The sequence below is a fragment of the Pectobacterium aroidearum genome, from assembly GCF_015689195.1.
GTDB lineage: Bacteria > Pseudomonadota > Gammaproteobacteria > Enterobacterales > Enterobacteriaceae > Pectobacterium > Pectobacterium aroidearum.
This window is the reverse complement of sequence record NZ_CP065044.1, coordinates 3,669,828-3,687,298: the sequence shown is the minus strand read 5'-3', so window position 1 is coordinate 3,687,298 and position 17,471 is coordinate 3,669,828. Positions and strand designations below refer to the sequence as shown.

At 53.1% G+C, this 17,471-nt stretch carries 14 protein-coding genes; 5 read left to right on the top strand and 9 right to left on the bottom strand.

Going from position 1 to position 17,471, the window contains the following annotated elements:
* Positions 1 to 66: 66 nt before the first annotated feature.
* The 3 genes from I2D83_RS16520 to I2D83_RS16510 all read left to right on the top strand — a co-directional run bounded on the left by I2D83_RS16520 (position 67) and on the right by I2D83_RS16510 (position 2,932).
* Positions 67 to 270, top strand: a complete 204-nt coding sequence (locus tag I2D83_RS16520; protein ID WP_005976130.1) for a YbdD/YjiX family protein — start codon at positions 67 to 69, stop codon at positions 268 to 270.
* 16 nt (positions 271 to 286) lie between these two features.
* Positions 287 to 1,273 carry a GTPase gene (yjiA, locus tag I2D83_RS16515; RefSeq protein WP_181844579.1) on the top strand — a complete coding sequence of 329 codons (987 nt, stop codon included), beginning with the start codon at positions 287 to 289 and terminating at the stop codon, positions 1,271 to 1,273.
* A gap of 276 nt (positions 1,274 to 1,549) precedes the next feature.
* Complete coding sequence (locus tag I2D83_RS16510; RefSeq protein WP_205946938.1) at positions 1,550 to 2,932, top strand: glycoside hydrolase family 28 protein; 1,383 nt, start codon at positions 1,550 to 1,552, stop codon at positions 2,930 to 2,932.
* Positions 2,933 to 3,164: 232 nt separating this feature from the next.
* On the opposite strand, the gene ybaK is transcribed toward I2D83_RS16510, so the two are convergent.
* The 3 genes from ybaK to copA form a co-directional block, all read right to left on the bottom strand.
* The gene (gene ybaK / locus I2D83_RS16505; RefSeq protein WP_205946937.1) at positions 3,165 to 3,644 is read right to left on the bottom strand and encodes a Cys-tRNA(Pro)/Cys-tRNA(Cys) deacylase YbaK; all 480 of its coding nucleotides are present in this window, start codon (positions 3,642 to 3,644) and stop codon (positions 3,165 to 3,167) included.
* A gap of 70 nt (positions 3,645 to 3,714) precedes the next feature.
* On the bottom strand, positions 3,715 to 4,533 hold the full coding sequence (locus I2D83_RS16500) for a TraB/GumN family protein (RefSeq protein ID WP_205946936.1): 819 nt from the start codon (positions 4,531 to 4,533) through the stop codon (positions 3,715 to 3,717).
* A 173-nt stretch (positions 4,534 to 4,706) separates the two neighbouring features.
* Positions 4,707 to 7,430, bottom strand: coding sequence for a copper-exporting P-type ATPase CopA (gene copA / locus I2D83_RS16495; protein ID WP_205946935.1), 2,724 nt, complete (start codon positions 7,428 to 7,430; stop codon positions 4,707 to 4,709).
* Positions 7,431 to 7,546: 116 nt separating this feature from the next.
* Here copA and cueR point away from each other — a divergent pair, with 116 nt between their 5' ends.
* The gene (gene cueR / locus I2D83_RS16490) at positions 7,547 to 7,951 is read left to right on the top strand and encodes a Cu(I)-responsive transcriptional regulator (protein ID WP_015839387.1); all 405 of its coding nucleotides are present in this window, start codon (positions 7,547 to 7,549) and stop codon (positions 7,949 to 7,951) included.
* Positions 7,952 to 8,036: 85 nt separating this feature from the next.
* Here the strand turns inward: cueR and I2D83_RS16485 are convergent, their stop codons facing one another.
* The 6 genes from I2D83_RS16485 to ubiG form a co-directional block, all read right to left on the bottom strand.
* Entirely contained in the window at positions 8,037 to 8,492 is a 456-nt protein-coding gene (locus I2D83_RS16485; protein WP_015839388.1) for an NfeD family protein, read from the bottom strand.
* Complete coding sequence (locus I2D83_RS16480) at positions 8,492 to 9,406, bottom strand: SPFH domain-containing protein (RefSeq protein WP_015839389.1); 915 nt, start codon at positions 9,404 to 9,406, stop codon at positions 8,492 to 8,494. The genes I2D83_RS16485 and I2D83_RS16480 overlap by 1 nt, the downstream gene beginning before the upstream one ends.
* 267 nt (positions 9,407 to 9,673) lie before the next feature.
* Positions 9,674 to 9,934: a class I ribonucleotide reductase maintenance protein YfaE gene (gene yfaE, locus I2D83_RS16475; protein WP_010284079.1), complete on the bottom strand. Its 261-nt coding sequence runs from the start codon at positions 9,932 to 9,934 to the stop codon at positions 9,674 to 9,676.
* 3 nt (positions 9,935 to 9,937) lie between these two features.
* The gene (gene nrdB, locus I2D83_RS16470; protein ID WP_015839390.1) at positions 9,938 to 11,068 is read right to left on the bottom strand and encodes a class Ia ribonucleoside-diphosphate reductase subunit beta; all 1,131 of its coding nucleotides are present in this window, start codon (positions 11,066 to 11,068) and stop codon (positions 9,938 to 9,940) included.
* A gap of 125 nt (positions 11,069 to 11,193) precedes the next feature.
* Complete coding sequence (nrdA, locus tag I2D83_RS16465; RefSeq protein ID WP_015839391.1) at positions 11,194 to 13,479, bottom strand: class 1a ribonucleoside-diphosphate reductase subunit alpha; 2,286 nt, start codon at positions 13,477 to 13,479, stop codon at positions 11,194 to 11,196.
* Between the two features lie 359 nt (positions 13,480 to 13,838).
* Positions 13,839 to 14,558: a bifunctional 2-polyprenyl-6-hydroxyphenol methylase/3-demethylubiquinol 3-O-methyltransferase UbiG gene (gene ubiG / locus I2D83_RS16460; protein WP_015839392.1), complete on the bottom strand. Its 720-nt coding sequence runs from the start codon at positions 14,556 to 14,558 to the stop codon at positions 13,839 to 13,841.
* Positions 14,559 to 14,823: 265 nt separating this feature from the next.
* Here ubiG and gyrA point away from each other — a divergent pair, with 265 nt between their 5' ends.
* Complete coding sequence (gene gyrA, locus I2D83_RS16455; RefSeq protein ID WP_015839393.1) at positions 14,824 to 17,463, top strand: DNA topoisomerase (ATP-hydrolyzing) subunit A; 2,640 nt, start codon at positions 14,824 to 14,826, stop codon at positions 17,461 to 17,463.
* Positions 17,464 to 17,471: the final 8 nt, after the last annotated feature.

Sequence of the window (17,471 nt, the reverse complement as noted above, 5' to 3'; positions counted from 1 at the left end):
ATGTATAACGTTATACAGGGTATTTTTTATCTAGCTGCGATTGCTGGTGATAGTCTGGAGGTAATGATGTTTGGCAATCTGGGAAAAGCAGGAAAATATTTGGGCCAGGCGGCGCGTATGCTGGTCGGTATGCCAGATTACGATACCTATGTGCAGCATATGCAGACCAATCACCCGGATAAACCTGCGATGACGTACGAAGAATTTTTCCGCGAACGCCAGCAGGCGCGTTACGGCGGAGATGGCAAAGGCGGGATGCGCTGCTGTTAACGACTTGGAACCTGTTATGACTCAACCTTTATCCTCTGATGTGGCTACCCCCGTGTATGTCACTATCCTGACCGGTTTTCTCGGCGCGGGAAAAACCACCTTATTACGCCATATCCTGAATGCAGACCACGGCTACAAAATTGCTGTGATTGAAAACGAATTTGGTGAAGTCCCGATTGATAATACGTTAATCGGTGAACGCGCCAGCCAGATTACGACGCTGAGCAACGGCTGCATCTGCTGCACGCAGTCCAATGAGCTGGCCGATGCGCTGCTCGATCTGATTGATGGCGTAGATAACGGTACGCTGGATTTTGATCACGTCATTATTGAATGTACCGGTATGGCCGATCCGGGGCCAGTGGCGCAGACTTTCTTCTCTCATGAGGTTATCTGCGAGCGTTTTGTTCTGGACGGTATTATCACGCTGGTGGATGCGGTGCATGCGCAACAGCAGCTCGATCAATTTACTATCGCGCAGTCGCAGATTGGCTATGCCGACCGTATACTGTTAACCAAAACCGATGTGGCAAACGAAGACGAAACGCTGCTACCGCGTCTTCAGCGCATTAATGCGCGTGCACCGATCTATCCTGTCGTACACGGCGATATCGATCTGAGCGTGCTGTTCAACATTGATGGTTTTGTTCTCAGCGATGAACTGGATGTGAAAACGCCGGTGTTTCGCTTTATTGCCCCCGCGCAGAATAACGTGCAGTCGATCGTCGTCTATCTCGATAAGGCGGTTGAGCTTCAGGCCGTCTCTGATGTAATGGAAAATCTGCTGCTGCAATTCTCCGATAATTTGCTGCGTTATAAGGGCATTCTGGCCATTAACGGTGATGACCGGCGTCTGCTGTTTCAGGGCGTTCAGCGCTTGTACAGCGCCGACTGGGACAGAGAATGGCAGCCTGATGAAGAAAAGAAGAGCGTGCTGGTGTTTATTGGTGTGGACTTACCTGAACAGGAAATCCGTGACGCTTTCGCTCGCCTGACGGCATAGCGCTATTCATCTTATTTGTGCTGGTCGCTCAGGCCAGCACCATTTCTTAATCCTGCTTTCTTTTCGCTTCCTTTCACACTGCGTTGCCCACGACCAGACAGAGCGATCTTCATCCTATGGCGATTGGCAAAATGTGAATAGGGCAATTGCACAGAAAAATTCATATCTTATTGTAATTATTACGAATACATCTAAAACGTGATCGTCCCTCGCTTTTTACTGGAATGTTGGTGGTATTTTATTAAAACGATATTTCATTATTTGGTGAGGTTAAGTATGCGTAGTGGTCTTGCTCTGTCATTAATGGCTTCCTGCATCACTCTGGGTATTCAAGCTGGCACGGCACAAGCGGCCAGTTCAGTGAAATTCCCCGATAAAATCTGTGACGTCACACAATACGGGGCCGAAGGTCACCGCCTACAGATCGCACTAAATACCGAAGCTTTCCAGAAAGCGATTGATGATTGCGCTGCGGCTGGTGGCGGAACGGTACACGTACCTCGCGGTAACTATCTGGTCGATCCGTTGTTCCTGAAAAGTAACATCCGACTGGATTTGGCAAAAGATGCAACTATCGTTGCGTCGACCGAAATCGCGGCGTATCGCGCAACGGAAAAAACCAAATACGCTGAAGCGGAAAATGGCTGGCTTCCCTTTATCAGTATTGCCGACGCGCAGAACGTGGCTATCACCGGTCAGGGCACCATTGATGGACAGGGCGCCGTCTGGTGGGAACGCTGGCGTGAGAATATTCGTGCAACGGGCAAAAAGGGCGGAACCGATCGTCCTCGTCTGATTTATATCAAAAGTTCCAGCAACGTGCTGGTAGATGGCGTCACGCTCACGCATTCTCCAAGCTTTCACATTGTGATGCGTTATTCGCACGATGTGGATGTGAACGGCACGCGCATTCTGTCGCCGTGGCATGCGCCAAATACCGATGCTATCGACCCGATCGACAGTCAGAATATCCGTATCACCAACAACTATATCGACTGTAATGACGACCATATTGCGATAAAAGCCGAGAAGCCGGATAGCCGCTTCCCGAATGGCGTCGTGGATAACATTTATATTGCTAACAATATCCTGAAACAGGGGCGCGGTATTTCGATCGGCAGCGAAACCTCTGGTGGTGTGAATAACGTGCTGGTTGAAAACAACCAGTTTGAAGGTTCCATGTACGGTATCCGCATTAAAACCCTGCGTGGTAAAGGCGGCGAAGTGAAAAATATCACCTACCGTAATACCAAAATGGTGGATGTCGAAATCCCACTCGTCTTTGCTGCTTACTACAAAGCCGCGCCGATAGTGCAGGTTGAAGTCGATAAGATGCTGGCCGAAGGCGGCTTCACGATGGGTGAGCAGATTTACCCACCGGATACCGATCCAGCGCAGCCGTTTGATCAATACAAAACGCCGCATTTCAGCAATGTGACCATTGAGAATCTGGAGTCGACCGGTAAGACCAAGGCCGCGGCTTACATTATCGGCGTGCCGGAAGCCCCGCTCAGCGGTTTCCACTTTGATAACGTGCGCATTGATGCGGATAAAGGGATTCGCGTCAGGAATGCGGAACTGCAAACCAAAGGCCTGACGCTGAATGTGAAAGAAGGTCCGGTGATGCAGTTGGATAAAGGGGCGAAAGTCGATCAGTAATCGATTATACCCTAAATAATTCGAGTTTCAGGAAGGCGGCAAGGGAAGGAATCCCGATGAGCTTACTCAAGTAAGTGATTCGGGTGACTGAAAGCAGCCAACGCACATGCAACTTGAAGTATGACGAGTATATGAGGCGGTAGCGGGGGACACACTGGCCGTGGAGTTCCCTGCTACCTGCTTCACTTTGAGGCACCTCGCCCGGAAGATGATGCCCGTTTAATGACGGGCATTAATCATGCTTGGCGATATCAGCAAAGGTTGCGCGCAGCAGTCGCGCCAGATCGTCTGCCGATAGCTCAATATCCAGACCGCGCTTACCGCCGGAAATGAAAATGCTCTCGAACTGGCGTGCCGGTTCATCAATCACGGTCGGCAGCAGTTTCTTTTGCCCCAGCGGGCTGATTCCTCCTACCAGATAACCTGTGACACGCTGAGCGATAATCGGATCGGCCATATCGGCTTTTTTGGCCGACAGCGCGCGAGCAACTTTCTTGAGATCAAGCATTCCTGAAACCGGCGTGACGGCCACGGCGAGGTTCTTCGCATCACCATTCAGGGAAACGAGCAGCGTTTTATAAACCTGTTCTTTATTCAGTCCCAGCTTTCTGGCTGCTTCCTCGCCAAAATTGGTTTCGTCGCTGTCGTGGTGGTAGCTGTGTAACGTAAAAGCGACCTTATTCTTTTCGAGCAGATTGACTGCGGGTGTCATGATTTCACTATCCTTAACCCTTGAGCGGGTCTTATCTTGCAGACGCGGTTGCGCGCCATAATGTGTTCTTTTACTGCGTTGCGGAATGACCGTTGTTGAGCAGAGTAGGTAAGTTCTCATCGCCATACAGATGCAGTGCGCCGACGGCCACAACGTAGTTTCCGGGCGGTAGCGCCTGAAGTTGCTGTTGCCAACGACGGTTACGTTGACCCATCAGCAGGTCGGTCATTTCATTGCTGAATGTCGCAGGGATATCCGGCTTATATTGGCCGGGCCTGCTGTCTAGCCACCAACCTACCATCGTTTGCAGCAGACGTGCGTTGGTGTGCCAGTGTTTAATCGTATCTTCCAGTAGCAGCAGGCCGCCCTGCGGCAGTTGCTGTAACAAATCAACCTGCGTCTGCTGCCCTTCCAGTTCGATGACCTGAATACCCTGAGATTTCGCTGCGTTGATCAACTGATAATCGATACCGTAGTCGGGGCGTAAGCCCAGCAATTGTGCCTGTCTTGCTTGCAGCATCAGCGCGGCCTGCCAGGCTGGCAGCGTATCGATATTGCTCTCATCGAAAGAAAGCGATTCGCAGATTTTTTGCAATTGACGGTAGTTTTCCGGGCTGAGGCGCTGTACGAGCGGCGACTCGGCATCATTATGGCCGAAGGGGGAGTGTGCATCAGAGATATCGGCTTCGACGATCAGTGCGGTCGCCTGACGGAGTTGTTGCAGCAGCGCATCGGGTAGCGGTGCCATATCCTGACTACCCATATGAATACTGCCGACCAGATGCAGTTGCCGCGCATTGGCAAGTTGGACGTCTATCGCCGGGTAGGCATAAGCCAGCGGTGAAATAAAACCAAGAAAAGTCGCGATTCTACGCAGCAATTGCCCCATGGGTTCCGTCTCCTGATGTGGAATAACTATGCTAAACGCTAGATGCGGCACAATACAAGGTATACCGATGCTGGTGTGAACCTGATGGAATCGCTCTGGCTACAGGCGATAAAAACGCGATGATTTTCGGAAAAGCCAAACGCGGCACGTTGTTGAGACGTGCCGCGTCTGCATTACTCACTTTTAGGTTTAAAGCGAAGCAGGCGGTTGGCGTTACTGACTACCGTGATGGAGGAGAGCGCCATAGCGGCACCGGCGACCACCGGGCTGAGTAGCGCGCCGGTCAGCGGGTAAAGCACGCCTGCCGCGATCGGGATCCCCAGCGAGTTATAGATAAACGCGCCTAGCAGGTTCTGCTTCATGTTGCGCAGCGTGGCATTGGAGAGCGCCAGCGCATCGGCGACGCCATGCAGGCTGTGACGCATCAGCGTGATAGCGGCGGTTTCAATCGCAATATCGCTGCCACCGCCCATCGCAATGCCGACATCAGCCTGCGCCAGTGCTGGCGCATCGTTGATGCCGTCACCAATCATTGCCACGCGTTTGCCTTGAGCCTGTAGCTTTTTGATCGCGTCCGCTTTGCCGTCTGGCAGCACCCCGGCAATCACTTGGTCGATACCCGCTTCTGTCGCGATGCTCTTCGCTGTGAGCGGGTTGTCTCCCGTTAGCATAACGAGCTGATAGCCCTGCCGGTGCAGACGCTGTAAGGCGCTGATGCTATCTGCGCGCAGCGGATCGTGGATAGATAACACCGCGATGATGCGACCATTCGCCGCAAGCAACACCGGTGTGATGCCGCGCTGAGCCTGCTCGTTGATCAGCGTTTCACCTTCGGTGATATCGACCTGATGCTGTTTGAGTAGAGCTGGATTCCCCAGCAGCAAGTTGGTGTCGCCGATCTTGCCGCTGACCCCGAGACCGCGTAGCGTACGGAACTGCTCGGCTGGGGTGAGCGGCAGATTCTCTGCGCGTTCAAGAATCGCTTTTGCCAGCGGGTGATTAGAGCCCAGTTCGAGAGAGGCCGCCCAGGCCAGCGCCTGTGTTTCCGTCACATCACCGAAGGTATGAACCGCCACGACGCGCGGCTGCCCTTCGGTTAGCGTACCGGTTTTGTCAAACACCAGCACATCCAGCTTGCTGGCCTGCTGTAAGGCATCGGCATCCCGTACCAGTACACCAAACTCTGCGGCACGTCCGACGCCGGAAATAATCGACATCGGCGTTGCCAGCCCAAGCGCACAAGGGCAGGCAATGATTAGGACAGTCGTGACGATAATGAGCGTATAGACCATCTGCGGCTGTGGCCCCACGAAGAACCAGATCGCGCCACTGAGAAGTGCGATAGCCACGACAACGGGAACAAACACGGCAGAGATACGATCCGCTAACTGACCGATGGCGGGTTTGCTGCTTTGCGCCTGTCTGACCAGCCGGATGATTCGCGACAGGGTCGTTTGGTTGCCGATCGCGTCCGCCCGGAAGAGGACGCTGCCGTCGGAAACCAGCGTACCGGCATGCACGTTGTCGCCAGTCGTTTTGGATTGTGGGATCGGTTCCCCGGTCAGCATGGCTTCATCCACCCACACTTCGCCTTGCAAAATCTCACCATCGACAGGAATACGATCGCCGGTTGTCAGGCGCAACGTCATGCCGGACTGTACGTCGGATAACGGAATGGATTTTTCACCTTCTGCCGTCACGACGCGTGCGGTAGGGGGCGTCAAATCGAGTAGCCGTTCCAGCGCACGAGAAGATCGCTGGCGGGCGCGCTGCTCCAGCGCATGGCCCAGATTGATTAAACCGATGATCATCGCGCTGGCTTCGTAGTAAAGATGGCGCGCTGCCATTGGGAAAAGCTCTGGCCACAGGTTAACGGTAATGGAATAAAGCCATGCTGCGCCCGTTCCCAGTGCGACCAGCGTATCCATGGTGGCGGCACCGTTTTTCAGGCTACGCCAGGCGTTACGGTAAAAATGGCTGCCAGCCAACACCATCACCGCCAGCGTCAATATCCCGATGATGAGCCACGGTGTTTGGTTCTCTGGCGTCAGGCTCATACTGCCGCCCAATACGCCCCACAACATCAGCGGTACACCAAGCAGCAAGCCCAGTGCGGCCTGCCATTGGAAACGGCGGATAGCTTGCTGCGAGGTTTGCTGCTGGCGCGCGCGGCGCGCTTCTTCGTCCTGAATAATTTCTGCCCCATAGCCTGCTTGCTCTACGGCGGCAATCAACGCTTCCGGTTCCGCATGACCGCTGACCAACGCACTGCGTTCGGCCAGATTTACCCGCGCTTGCGTGACGCCGCTGACGCTTTGCAACGCTGTTTGTACGCGGTTTACGCAGCTGGCGCAGCTCATGCCTTGGAGCAGGAGCTGCACGCTGTCGTCATCGTTGGTGGCGAGTGTTGTCGTTACCGGAAGAGTGTTCTCGGCCGCTGGCAGCGCTTCCGGCGTTGTCGCTACCTGTGCCAGCGGCTCAGTTTTTGGGTGAACGCTCTCCTGTACGCTGGCGTGATAGCCGGCTTCTTCAATCGCGCTAATCAGTACCGTGGCCTCAACGTTGCCATACACGGCGGCCTGCTCTGTGGTGACATCCGTTGCCACGACGCCGGGAATGGCTTCCAGCACTTTACGTGTCGCGGCGACGCAGTGATTGCAGCTCAGGCCGGAAAGTTGGAGGGACACATCCGGTGTAGTCGCAGGCTGTGCTTCGTAGCCAGCCTGCTCAATGGTGTCGATCAACGTCTGCGAATCAACATCGCCGCTGACGCTGGCGTACTGTTGTGTGACGGTGGTGTGTTCGACCGCAGGCAGCGCGTCCAGTGCTTTTTTAACGCGTTGAACACAGTGTCCGCAGGTCAGTCCCTGCAATGACAACACGATGGTTTGTGACATAATAATTTTCTCCCGTGATCACAGCCGGAGGTGAAAGACGTTGACCGGCTATCTGATTTCTACTAGTTATTGGATAAGGTAAACCTTCTAGCAAGGGGAGGGTCAAGGGGGAAATCATGAATATCAGTGATGTTGCGAAAAAAACCGGTCTTAGCAGTAAAACCATTCGCTTCTATGAAGAAAAAGAACTTCTGACTACGCCGCTGCGTTCTGAAAATGGTTACCGTAGCTACGACGACCATCACGTCGAAGAGCTTACGCTGCTGCGTCAGGCACGTCAGGTTGGCTTTAATCTGGATGAATGCCGGGAACTGGTGACGCTATTTAACGATCCGCTGCGGCGAAGTGCGGATGTCAAAGCGCGTACCTTGCAGAAAGTGCAGGAAATCGAGATGCATATCGAAGAGTTGAAAGCGATGCGTGAACAGTTGCTGGCGCTGGCCGAACAGTGTCCAGGTGACGGCGGAGCAGACTGTCCGATAATCAATAATCTGGCGGGCTGTTGTCAGAAAAGTAAGTAGTCAGAAGAATAAACAGTCAGAAGCATAAATCGCCAAAAAAGTAAGCCGTCATAAAGGGGAGACGGGCTCCCCTGAATGTGTGCGGCTAGCGCTCTGTTGGGCGCACATGCAGCGTGATGCCATCAATGGCAATCACTTCAACATGCGTACCAGCAGGCAGATCCTGCTCTGATTTCACACGCCAACTGCTGTCACCAATGTTTACCCGGCCGAAACCGTTGGTCACCGGTTCGGTCAGCGTGGCGCGCAGGCCAAGCAGCTGTTGCCCGCGTTGGTTAAGCGTTGACTGTGGACGTGACAGCGTCCGTTTACGCAGCCAATACCACCAGAGCAGCGCCGTGACGATCGTCAGGATGGCAAAAATTGTTCCCTGCCATGGCCAGCCCAGCGGCATGACCCACGTTAACAGCCCAACCAATACCGCCGATAAGCCGCTCCACAGTAAATAGCCACTGGCGCCCAGCATTTCGGCGGCTAAAAGCAGGCCGCCGAGCGACAGCCAGAACCAGTGCGCATTTTCCATCACCAGTTCAATGCCCATTATTTACCTCGGCTTTCTTTGCTGTCTTTAACCAGCTCTGCAATCCCGCCGATGGCTCCCATTAAATTGCTGGCTTCCAACGGCATCATGATGACTTTGCTGTTATTGGAAGAACCAATCTGTTGCAGCGCATCGGTATATTTCTGCGCGATGAAGTAATTCACTGCCTGAATGTCGCCCGCCGCGATAGCTTCGGACACCATTTTGGTAGCCTGAGCTTCAGCTTCTGCCGCACGCTCACGCGCTTCAGCCTCCAGGAATGCGGACTGACGCAGACCTTCCGCCTTCAGAATCTGCGACTGTTTTTCCCCTTCGGCTTTCAGGATCGCTGCCTGACGTACCCCTTCGGCTTCCAGAATATCGGCACGCTTGTTACGTTCTGCTTTCATCTGCGCGTTCATCGCGGCAATCAGCTCTGTTGGCGGACGGACGTCGCGGATCTCAATACGGGTGATTTTGATGCCCCATGGGTTGGTTGCTTCGTCCACGATGTGCAGCAGGCGGGTATTAATGCTATCGCGCTGAGACAGCATTTCGTCCAGCTCCATCGAACCCAGTACGGTACGGATGTTGGTCATCGTCAGGTTGACGATCGCCTGTTCCAGATTGCTGACTTCATAGGCGGCGCGCGCCGGATCGATAACCTGAATAAAACATACGGCGTCGATAGTCACATTGGCGTTATCTTTCGAAATGATTTCCTGTGAGGGAATATCCAGCACCTGTTCCATCATATTAATTTTGCGGCCGACGCGATCCATAAATGGCACCACCAGATTAAGCCCTGGCATCAGCGTTTTGGTATAGCGACCAAACCGTTCTACAGTCCATTGATATCCCTGAGGTACGATTTTGATGCCTGACCAGACGATGATGAGCGCAACAAAGATCAAAATAGGAATGACGGTGAGCATGTTTTAAAACCTCCAGGTTGTTTTATCCCCGTCATACTTCAAGCTGCATGTGCGTTGGATTCCCTTACTCACCCCAGTCACTTACTTGATGTAAGTTCCTGGGGATTCTCTCGGTCTCCGCCTTCTTGCAACTCGAATTATTTAGGGTATATATCAGTCAAAAGATGATGTCAGCGGATAGTGTAACCCACTTGAGCATGAAAGCGGGCAGGAAATGCGCCTGCCAGCGCGAGTGATAGGAAGATTAGCCCGTGGGGAAGGTCGGGGCTAAATATCGAGCTCGATGTCGCCCTGCGGCATGCAGCAGCAGGGGAGGATTTCATCCTGTTGGATGCAGGCCAGTGGAGTTTGGCGATAGGCCACCCTGCCTTTTACCAGACGCAACCGACAGGAGCCGCAATAACCGGATCGGCACTGGTATTCAATGCTGACACGGTTGGACTCCAGCACATCCAGCAGGGAAGGGCCGTCGTCTGAGCAGGAAAACTGCGCACCGGATGTGCGCAGCGTGATCGTTGGGTTGCTCATCGATTACAGTTGGAAATCGCTCAGGTCGTCGTCGCTGATCTCTGAATCGATCTGACCAACCAGATAGGAGCTGACTTCCACTTCCTGTGGCGCGACCTGCACGTTATCGGATACCAGCCAAGCGTTGATCCACGGAATGGGGTTGGTACGCGTCTGGAACGGTAGCGGTAGGCCAACCGCCTGCATACGGATGTTGGTGATGTATTCCACGTACTGGCACAGAATATCTTTGTTCAGACCAATCATCGAGCCGTCGCGGAACAGATATTCAGCCCACTCTTTTTCTTGCTGAGCGGCAAGCACAAACAGGTCATAACACTCCTGCTGACACTCTTCGGCAATCTGCGCCATTTCAGGGTCGTCATGACCAGAGCGCATCAGGTTCAGCATGTGCTGTGTACCGGTCAGATGCAGTGCTTCATCACGGGCTATCAGCTTGATGATTTTGGCGTTGCCTTCCATCAGTTCACGTTCTGCAAAAGCAAACGAGCAGGCAAAGCTGACGTAGAAGCGAATCGCTTCCAGCGCATTTACGCTCATCAGGCAAATATACAGTTGTTTCTTCAGCGAGTGCAGATCTACGGTCACGCTTTTGCCGTTGACCTGATGTGTCCCTTCACCCAGCAGATGATAGTAGCCGGTCATCTCGATCAGCGAGTCGTAGTAGCCAGAGATATCTTTGGCACGCTTTAGAATCTCTTCGTTCGTTACGATATCGTCAAACACCAGCGACGGATCGTTCACGATATTACGAATGATATGCGTGTAAGAGCGTGAGTGAATGGTTTCCGAGAAAGCCCAGGTTTCTACCCAGGTTTCCAGCTCAGGGATAGAAATCAGCGGCAGCAGCGCCACGTTCGGGCTACGACCCTGAATCGAATCCAGCAGCGTTTGATATTTCAGGTTGCTGATGAAGATGTGTTTTTCGTGATCGGGCAGAGCCTGATAGTCGATGCGGTCGCGGGACACGTCGACTTCTTCTGGACGCCAGAAGAAGGACAGCTGTTTTTCGATCAGTTTTTCGAAAATTTCATATTTTTGCTGATCGAAACGGGCAACGTTAACGGACTGACCGAAGAACATCGGTTCTAGCAACTGGTCATTTTTATTCTGTGAAAAAGTGGTATAGGCCATGAGTCTCTCCAAAAAATGCGGTGAGCATTTTTTAATGCCGATTGCGGCAGCCCCGTAGGGGATGGGCAGGGACGCCCGCTATAAAAGGATGAAAGGCTGCATTGCAGCCTTTCATTATTATTGGCTTAAATCTTACACGCGCCGCCTTCGCAACCGTCGTCCTGCGGTTCTGCCAGCAGGTCGTCTTGTACGTCTTCAGCACCGTCACGTGTGTTTTGGTAATACAGCGTTTTCACGCCGAATTTGTAAGCCGTGACCAGATCTTTCAGCAGTTGCTTCATCGGCACTTTGCCGGATGGGAAACGCGACGGATCGTAGTTGGTGTTAGAAGAAATCGCCTGATCGACAAACTTCTGCATCAGACCAACCAGTTGCAGGTAGCCGTCATTGCTCGGCATTTCCCACAGCAGTTCGTAAGCGTCTTTCAGCGTTTCGTACTCCGGCACAACCTGACGCAGAATACCGTCTTTGGATGCCTTGACGCTGATGTGGCCGCGCGGTGGTTCAATACCGTTGGTTGCGTTGGAGATCTGAGACGAGGTTTCAGACGGCATCAGGGCCGACAGCGTGGAGTTACGCAGCCCGTATTCTTTGATGTCGTTACGCAGCGCTTCCCAGTCGAGATGCAGCGGTTCGTTACAGATTGCATCCAGATCGCGCTTATAGGTATCGATAGGCAGAATACCCTGCGAATAGGTGGTTTCATTGAACCACGGGCAGGCGCCTTGCTCGCGAGCCAGCACGTTAGAAGCTTTCAACAGGTAGTATTGGATCGCTTCAAACGTTCTGTGTGTCAGGTTATTGGCGCTTCCGTCAGAATAACGCACGCCGTTTTTCGCCAGATAGTAAGCGAAGTTGATCACGCCAATTCCCAGCGTACGGCGACCCATCGCACCACGTTCTGCTGCTGTGATCGGGTAATCCTGATAGTCCAGCAGGGCATCCAGCGCGCGTACCGCCAGCGTCGCCAGCTCTTCGAGATCGTCCAGACTGTTGATGGCGCCGAGGTTGAAAGCAGACAGCGTACACAGCGCGATTTCACCGTTTTCATCATTCACGTCGTCCAGCGGTTTGGTCGGCAGCGCGATTTCCAGACACAGGTTGGACTGGCGAACGGGCGCAATCTGCGGATCGAACGGGCTGTGCGTATTGCAGTGGTCAACGTTCTGAATATAGATACGACCGGTGGAAGCACGTTCCTGCATCATCAGAGAGAACAGCTCAACGGCTTTGATGCGCTGTTTGCGGATGCTGTCATCCTGCTCATATTGCACGTACAGGCGCTCGAACTCATCCTGATCGGCGAAGAACGCGTCATACAGCCCCGGCACGTCGGACGGGCTGAACAGTGTGATGTCTTCACCTTTTACCAGACGCTGATACATCAGTTTGTTCAGTTGTACGCCGTAATCGAGGTGACGAACGCGGTTGCCTTCTACACCACGGTTGTTTTTCAACACTAACAGGCTTTCTACTTCCAGATGCCACAGAGGATAGAACAGTGTAGCAGCCCCGCCGCGTACGCCGCCCTGAGAGCAGGATTTCACCGCTGTTTGGAAGTGTTTGTAGAAAGGAATACAGCCGGTGTGGAATGCTTCACCGCCGCGAATCGGGCTACCGAGCGCACGGATACGGCCCGCATTGATACCGATACCGGCACGCTGGGAAACGTATTTCACGATTGCGCTGGATGTCGCATTGATGGAATCCAGACTGTCGCCGCATTCGATCAGCACGCAGGAGCTGAACTGACGCGTTGGCGTGCGCACGCCCGCCATGATTGGCGTCGGCAGGGAGATTTTGAACGTGGAAATTGCGTCATAAAAACGTTTGACGTAATCCAGACGCGTCTCACGCGGGTAGCCGGAGAACAGGCAGGCCGCGACCAGAATGTACAGGAACTGGGCACTTTCGTAGATATCACCGGTGACGCGGTTTTGTACCAGATATTTCCCTTCCAGCTGTTTTACCGCGGCATAGGAGAAATTCATGTCGCGCCAGTGATCGATGAAAGCGTCCATCTGGGCAAATTCTTCCGGGCTATAGTCTTCCAGCAGGTGTTTGTCGTACTTGCCCAGTTCTACCATCTTGGTGACGTGAGTCAGCAGGGCAGGCGGCTCAAACTGACCGTAGGCTTTTTTACGCAGATGGAAGATAGCCAGACGCGCGGCCAGATATTGGTAATCCGGGCTTTCGCGGGAGATCAGATCGGCAGCGGCCTTGATGATGGTCTCATGGATATCAGAGGTTTTGATGCTGTCATAAAACTGAATGTGTGAACGCAGTTCCACCTGAGAAACGGAGACATTGTGTAAACCTTCTGCGGCCCAGGTAATGACGCGGTGGATTTTATCCAAATTGATTTTTTCTTTACTGCCATCGCGTTTGGTAACGAGCAAGCTCTGGTTCATGTTGGGATTTACCTATTGGTGAAAATAAAAAATATCCCCCGTTTATTCACAGAAACAACCCTGTGACTAACTCTGTGGATAAATACTAGATATAGATATTTTTTGATAAACGGCTACTACATGGTGAGTATTGTAGTGGGGATTCTTTGAAGAACAAGAGTTGATTTTTCGTTAATTTAAAGGTTTGAGAAAGGATGTTTTGTTAAAAACCTCATCTGATAAGGCCTGTAGCGATGTCAATATTATTCTGGGTTCTGATAAGAAAAAGAAAACCTGATGACTTTGCTGGTTTTGGCACCAGATGAATGAAGGCGCGCGGCAAAAAACCGCGCAGCTTTTAAGAATACTCCGAATCCGCTCTATTTATCGTGGCGCGTGTGCAGCATGTAGTTCACGTCCACGTTTGGACCGAGCTTAAAGTGGTCTGTCAGCGGGTTGTAGTGCAGCCCGGTGATATGCTTTTCGCGCAGCGGCGTACTGTCAACCCAGTGCATCAGCTCAGCCGGGCGGATGAATTTCTTAATGTCGTGCGTGCCGCGCGGCACCATTTTTAGCACATACTCGGCGCCGATCACGGCCATCATCCACGCTTTCGCGTTGCGGTTGATGGTGGAGAAAAAGACGTGTCCGCCGGGTTTGACCAATTTAGCGCAGGCCTGCACCACGGATTGCGGGTCTGGAACGTGTTCCAGCATTTCCATACAGGTGACGACATCGTAGAGGCCCGGATGCGCCTGTGCATGGGCTTCTACCGTTTCCTGCACGTAATTGACGGCGACACCGCTTTCCAGCGCATGTAGACGCGCGACCTGTAGCGGTTCTGCGCCCATATCGAGTCCGGTAACATCCGCGCCTTCGCGCGCCATGCTCTCGGCTAGAATGCCGCCACCGCAGCCGACATCCAGCACTTTCTTGCCGAATAGGCCTTCCGCGCGCTGCGAAATATAACCCAGACGCAGTGGATTAATGCGGTGTAACGGTTTGAATTCACCTTCTAAATCCCACCAGCGTGAAGCGATAGCCTCAAATTTGGCAATCTCCTGGTGGTCAACGTTCGGAGTTTGATTTTCTACATTCATCTGTTATCGCTGCCTTTCGTCATCTTCTACTGCCGCGAGTATACTCCCTCGTGTCGCAACGTGCAGCGGTGTCGTTTTTCTCTGCGGGATACCTTTCTCTGCAAAATAAAGGTTCAGTGGCAAAACAGTCTGTTCAGGGTGGAAGGGAGTTTCCCCCGAAACGGCGCTTTGTGATATAATTTTTCACCTTTTGAACAGTTCACCTTACTGAACGGTTCACTTTTCTGAACACGGGTAGATGCCTAAATAGAGGGATAGCGGCTCCATGAGCGACCTTGCCAGAGAAATCACACCGGTCAACATTGAAGAAGAGCTGAAAAGCTCGTATCTGGATTATGCGATGTCCGTTATTGTCGGACGTGCATTACCAGATGTTCGTGATGGACTTAAACCGGTACACCGCCGCGTACTGTATGCGATGAGCGTACTGGGCAACGACTGGAACAAACCGTATAAAAAATCCGCCCGTGTCGTCGGGGATGTCATCGGTAAATACCACCCGCACGGCGACTCAGCCGTTTATGAAACCATCGTGCGTATGGCGCAGCCTTTCTCACTGCGCTACATGCTGGTTGATGGTCAGGGTAACTTCGGTTCGATTGACGGCGACTCCGCGGCGGCGATGCGTTATACCGAAATTCGCATGTCGAAAATTGCTCATGAACTGCTGGCCGATCTCGAAAAAGAGACGGTCGATTTTGTGCCGAACTATGACGGCACCGAGCAGATTCCTGACGTCATGCCAACGCGTATTCCCAACCTGCTGGTTAACGGTTCTTCCGGTATCGCCGTCGGGATGGCAACAAACATTCCACCGCACAACCTGACGGAAGTCGTGAACGGCTGTCTGGCGTATATCGACGATGAAAACATCAGCCTTGAAGGACTGATGGAACACATCAAAGGCCCGGACTTCCCGACAGCGGCGATCATCAATGGCCGACGCGGTATTGAAGAAGCTTATCGCACCGGGCGCGGTAAAATTTACATCCGTGCGCGTGCTGAAGTGGAAGCGGACGCGAAAACCGGACGTGAAACCATCATCGTGCATGAAATTCCGTATCAGGTGAACAAAGCGCGCCTGATCGAGAAAATTGCCGAGCTGGTTAAAGACAAGCGTATCGAAGGCATCAGCGCACTGCGTGACGAATCCGATAAAGACGGTATGCGTATCGTCATCGAGATTAAGCGTGACGCCGTGGGTGAAGTGGTCCTGAATAATCTGTATTCCCAGACGCAGCTTCAGACCTCATTCGGCATCAACATGGTCGCTCTGCATCAGGGCCAGCCGAAGATCATGCCGCTGAAGGACATTCTGGTTGCATTTGTGCGCCACCGCCGCGAAGTGGTGACGCGTCGTACTATTTTTGAACTGCGTAAAGCCCGTGACCGCGCCCATATCCTGGAAGGTTTGGCGATTGCGCTGGCGAACATCGATCCGATTATCGAACTGATTCGCCGTGCTCCATCACCTGCTGAAGCGAAAGCTTCGCTGATCGCACAAGCATGGGAACTGGGCAGCGTGGCGGCAATGCTGGAACGTGCGGGCGATGATGCCGCGCGTCCAGAGTGGCTGGAGCCGGAGTTCGGCATCCGTGATGGTCGCTACTACCTGACGGAACAGCAGGCGCAGGCGATTCTGGATCTGCGTTTGCAGAAACTGACCGGCATGGAGCACGAAAAGCTGCTGGATGAATATAAAGCGCTGCTGGCGGAAATCGCCGAGCTGCTTTATATCCTCAACAGCCCTGAGCGCCTGATGGAAGTTATCCGCGAAGAGCTGGAAGCGATTAAAACCCAGTACAGCGATGAGCGTCGTACGGAAATCACGGCGAACAGCGCCGACATCAACATCGAAGATCTGATTAATCAGGAAGATGTTGTCGTTACGCTGTCTCATCAGGGTTACGTGAAGTATCAGCCGCTGAGCGATTACGAAGCACAGCGCCGTGGGGGCAAAGGTAAATCTGCCGCGCGTATAAAAGAAGAAGACTTTATCGATCGTCTGCTGGTGGCAAACACCCACGACACGATTCTGTGCTTCTCCAGCCGTGGTCGTCTGTACTGGATGAAGGTGTACCAACTGCCAGAAGCCAGCCGTGGCGCGCGCGGTCGCCCGATCGTCAACCTGCTGCCGCTTGAAGCGGATGAGCGTATCACCGCGATTCTGCCGGTACGTGAATACGAAGAAGGCCGCCACATCTTCATGGCAACCGCGAGCGGTACTGTGAAGAAAACGTCGCTGACGGAATTCAGCCGTCCGCGCAGCGCGGGGATCATCGCGGTTAACCTGAACGAAGGTGATGAGCTGATTGGCGTCGACCTGACCGATGGCAGCGACGAAGCGATGCTGTTCTCTGCGGAAGGTAAAGTGGTTCGCTTCTCCGAACAGGCGGTGCGCTCTATGGGCCGCACGGCAACGGGTGTTCGTGGTATCAATCTGCAAGGTGAAGATCGCGTTGTTTCGCTGATCATTCCTCGTGGCGAAGGCGATATCCTGACCGTTACGCAAAATGGCTTTGGTAAGCGTACTGCCGTGAACGAGTACCCAACCAAGTCGCGTGCGACGAAAGGGGTTATCTCTATCAAGGTCAGCGAACGTAACGGTAAAGTGGTTGGCGCGGTTCAGGTTGATGCCGCAGACCAGATCATGATGATCACCGATGCGGGAACGCTGGTGCGTACGCGCGTGTCTGAAGTCAGCATCGTTGGCCGTAACACGCAGGGCGTGACGCTGATTCGTACGGCGGAAGACGAAAATGTTGTTGGCCTGCAGCGTGTAGCCGAGCCGGTAGAAGATGAAGAGCTGGATGGCGTAGTAAAAGTCGAAGGCGAGATCGCCGAAGATGATGATGCTATCGACGACATTGATGGCGATGATGATATCGCAGAAGATGACGAATAAGCCTTTCC

What these genes read in the sequence shown, in the direction of transcription:
- I2D83_RS16520 (WP_005976130.1), top strand. Translation starts at nt 67, where the DNA reads ATGTTTGGCAATCTGGGAAAAGCAGGAAAATATTTGGGCCAGGCGGCG.
- yjiA (WP_181844579.1), top strand. Translation starts at nt 287, where the DNA reads ATGACTCAACCTTTATCCTCTGATGTGGCTACCCCCGTGTATGTCACT.
- I2D83_RS16510 (WP_205946938.1), top strand. Translation starts at nt 1,550, where the DNA reads ATGCGTAGTGGTCTTGCTCTGTCATTAATGGCTTCCTGCATCACTCTG.
- ybaK (WP_205946937.1), bottom strand. Translation starts at nt 3,644, where the DNA reads ATGACACCCGCAGTCAATCTGCTCGAAAAGAATAAGGTCGCTTTTACG.
- I2D83_RS16500 (WP_205946936.1), bottom strand. Translation starts at nt 4,533, where the DNA reads ATGGGGCAATTGCTGCGTAGAATCGCGACTTTTCTTGGTTTTATTTCA.
- copA (WP_205946935.1), bottom strand. Translation starts at nt 7,430, where the DNA reads ATGTCACAAACCATCGTGTTGTCATTGCAGGGACTGACCTGCGGACAC.
- cueR (WP_015839387.1), top strand. Translation starts at nt 7,547, where the DNA reads ATGAATATCAGTGATGTTGCGAAAAAAACCGGTCTTAGCAGTAAAACC.
- I2D83_RS16485 (WP_015839388.1), bottom strand. Translation starts at nt 8,492, where the DNA reads ATGGGCATTGAACTGGTGATGGAAAATGCGCACTGGTTCTGGCTGTCG.
- I2D83_RS16480 (WP_015839389.1), bottom strand. Translation starts at nt 9,406, where the DNA reads ATGCTCACCGTCATTCCTATTTTGATCTTTGTTGCGCTCATCATCGTC.
- yfaE (WP_010284079.1), bottom strand. Translation starts at nt 9,934, where the DNA reads ATGAGCAACCCAACGATCACGCTGCGCACATCCGGTGCGCAGTTTTCC.
- nrdB (WP_015839390.1), bottom strand. Translation starts at nt 11,068, where the DNA reads ATGGCCTATACCACTTTTTCACAGAATAAAAATGACCAGTTGCTAGAA.
- nrdA (WP_015839391.1), bottom strand. Translation starts at nt 13,479, where the DNA reads ATGAACCAGAGCTTGCTCGTTACCAAACGCGATGGCAGTAAAGAAAAA.
- ubiG (WP_015839392.1), bottom strand. Translation starts at nt 14,558, where the DNA reads ATGAATGTAGAAAATCAAACTCCGAACGTTGACCACCAGGAGATTGCC.
- gyrA (WP_015839393.1), top strand. Translation starts at nt 14,824, where the DNA reads ATGAGCGACCTTGCCAGAGAAATCACACCGGTCAACATTGAAGAAGAG.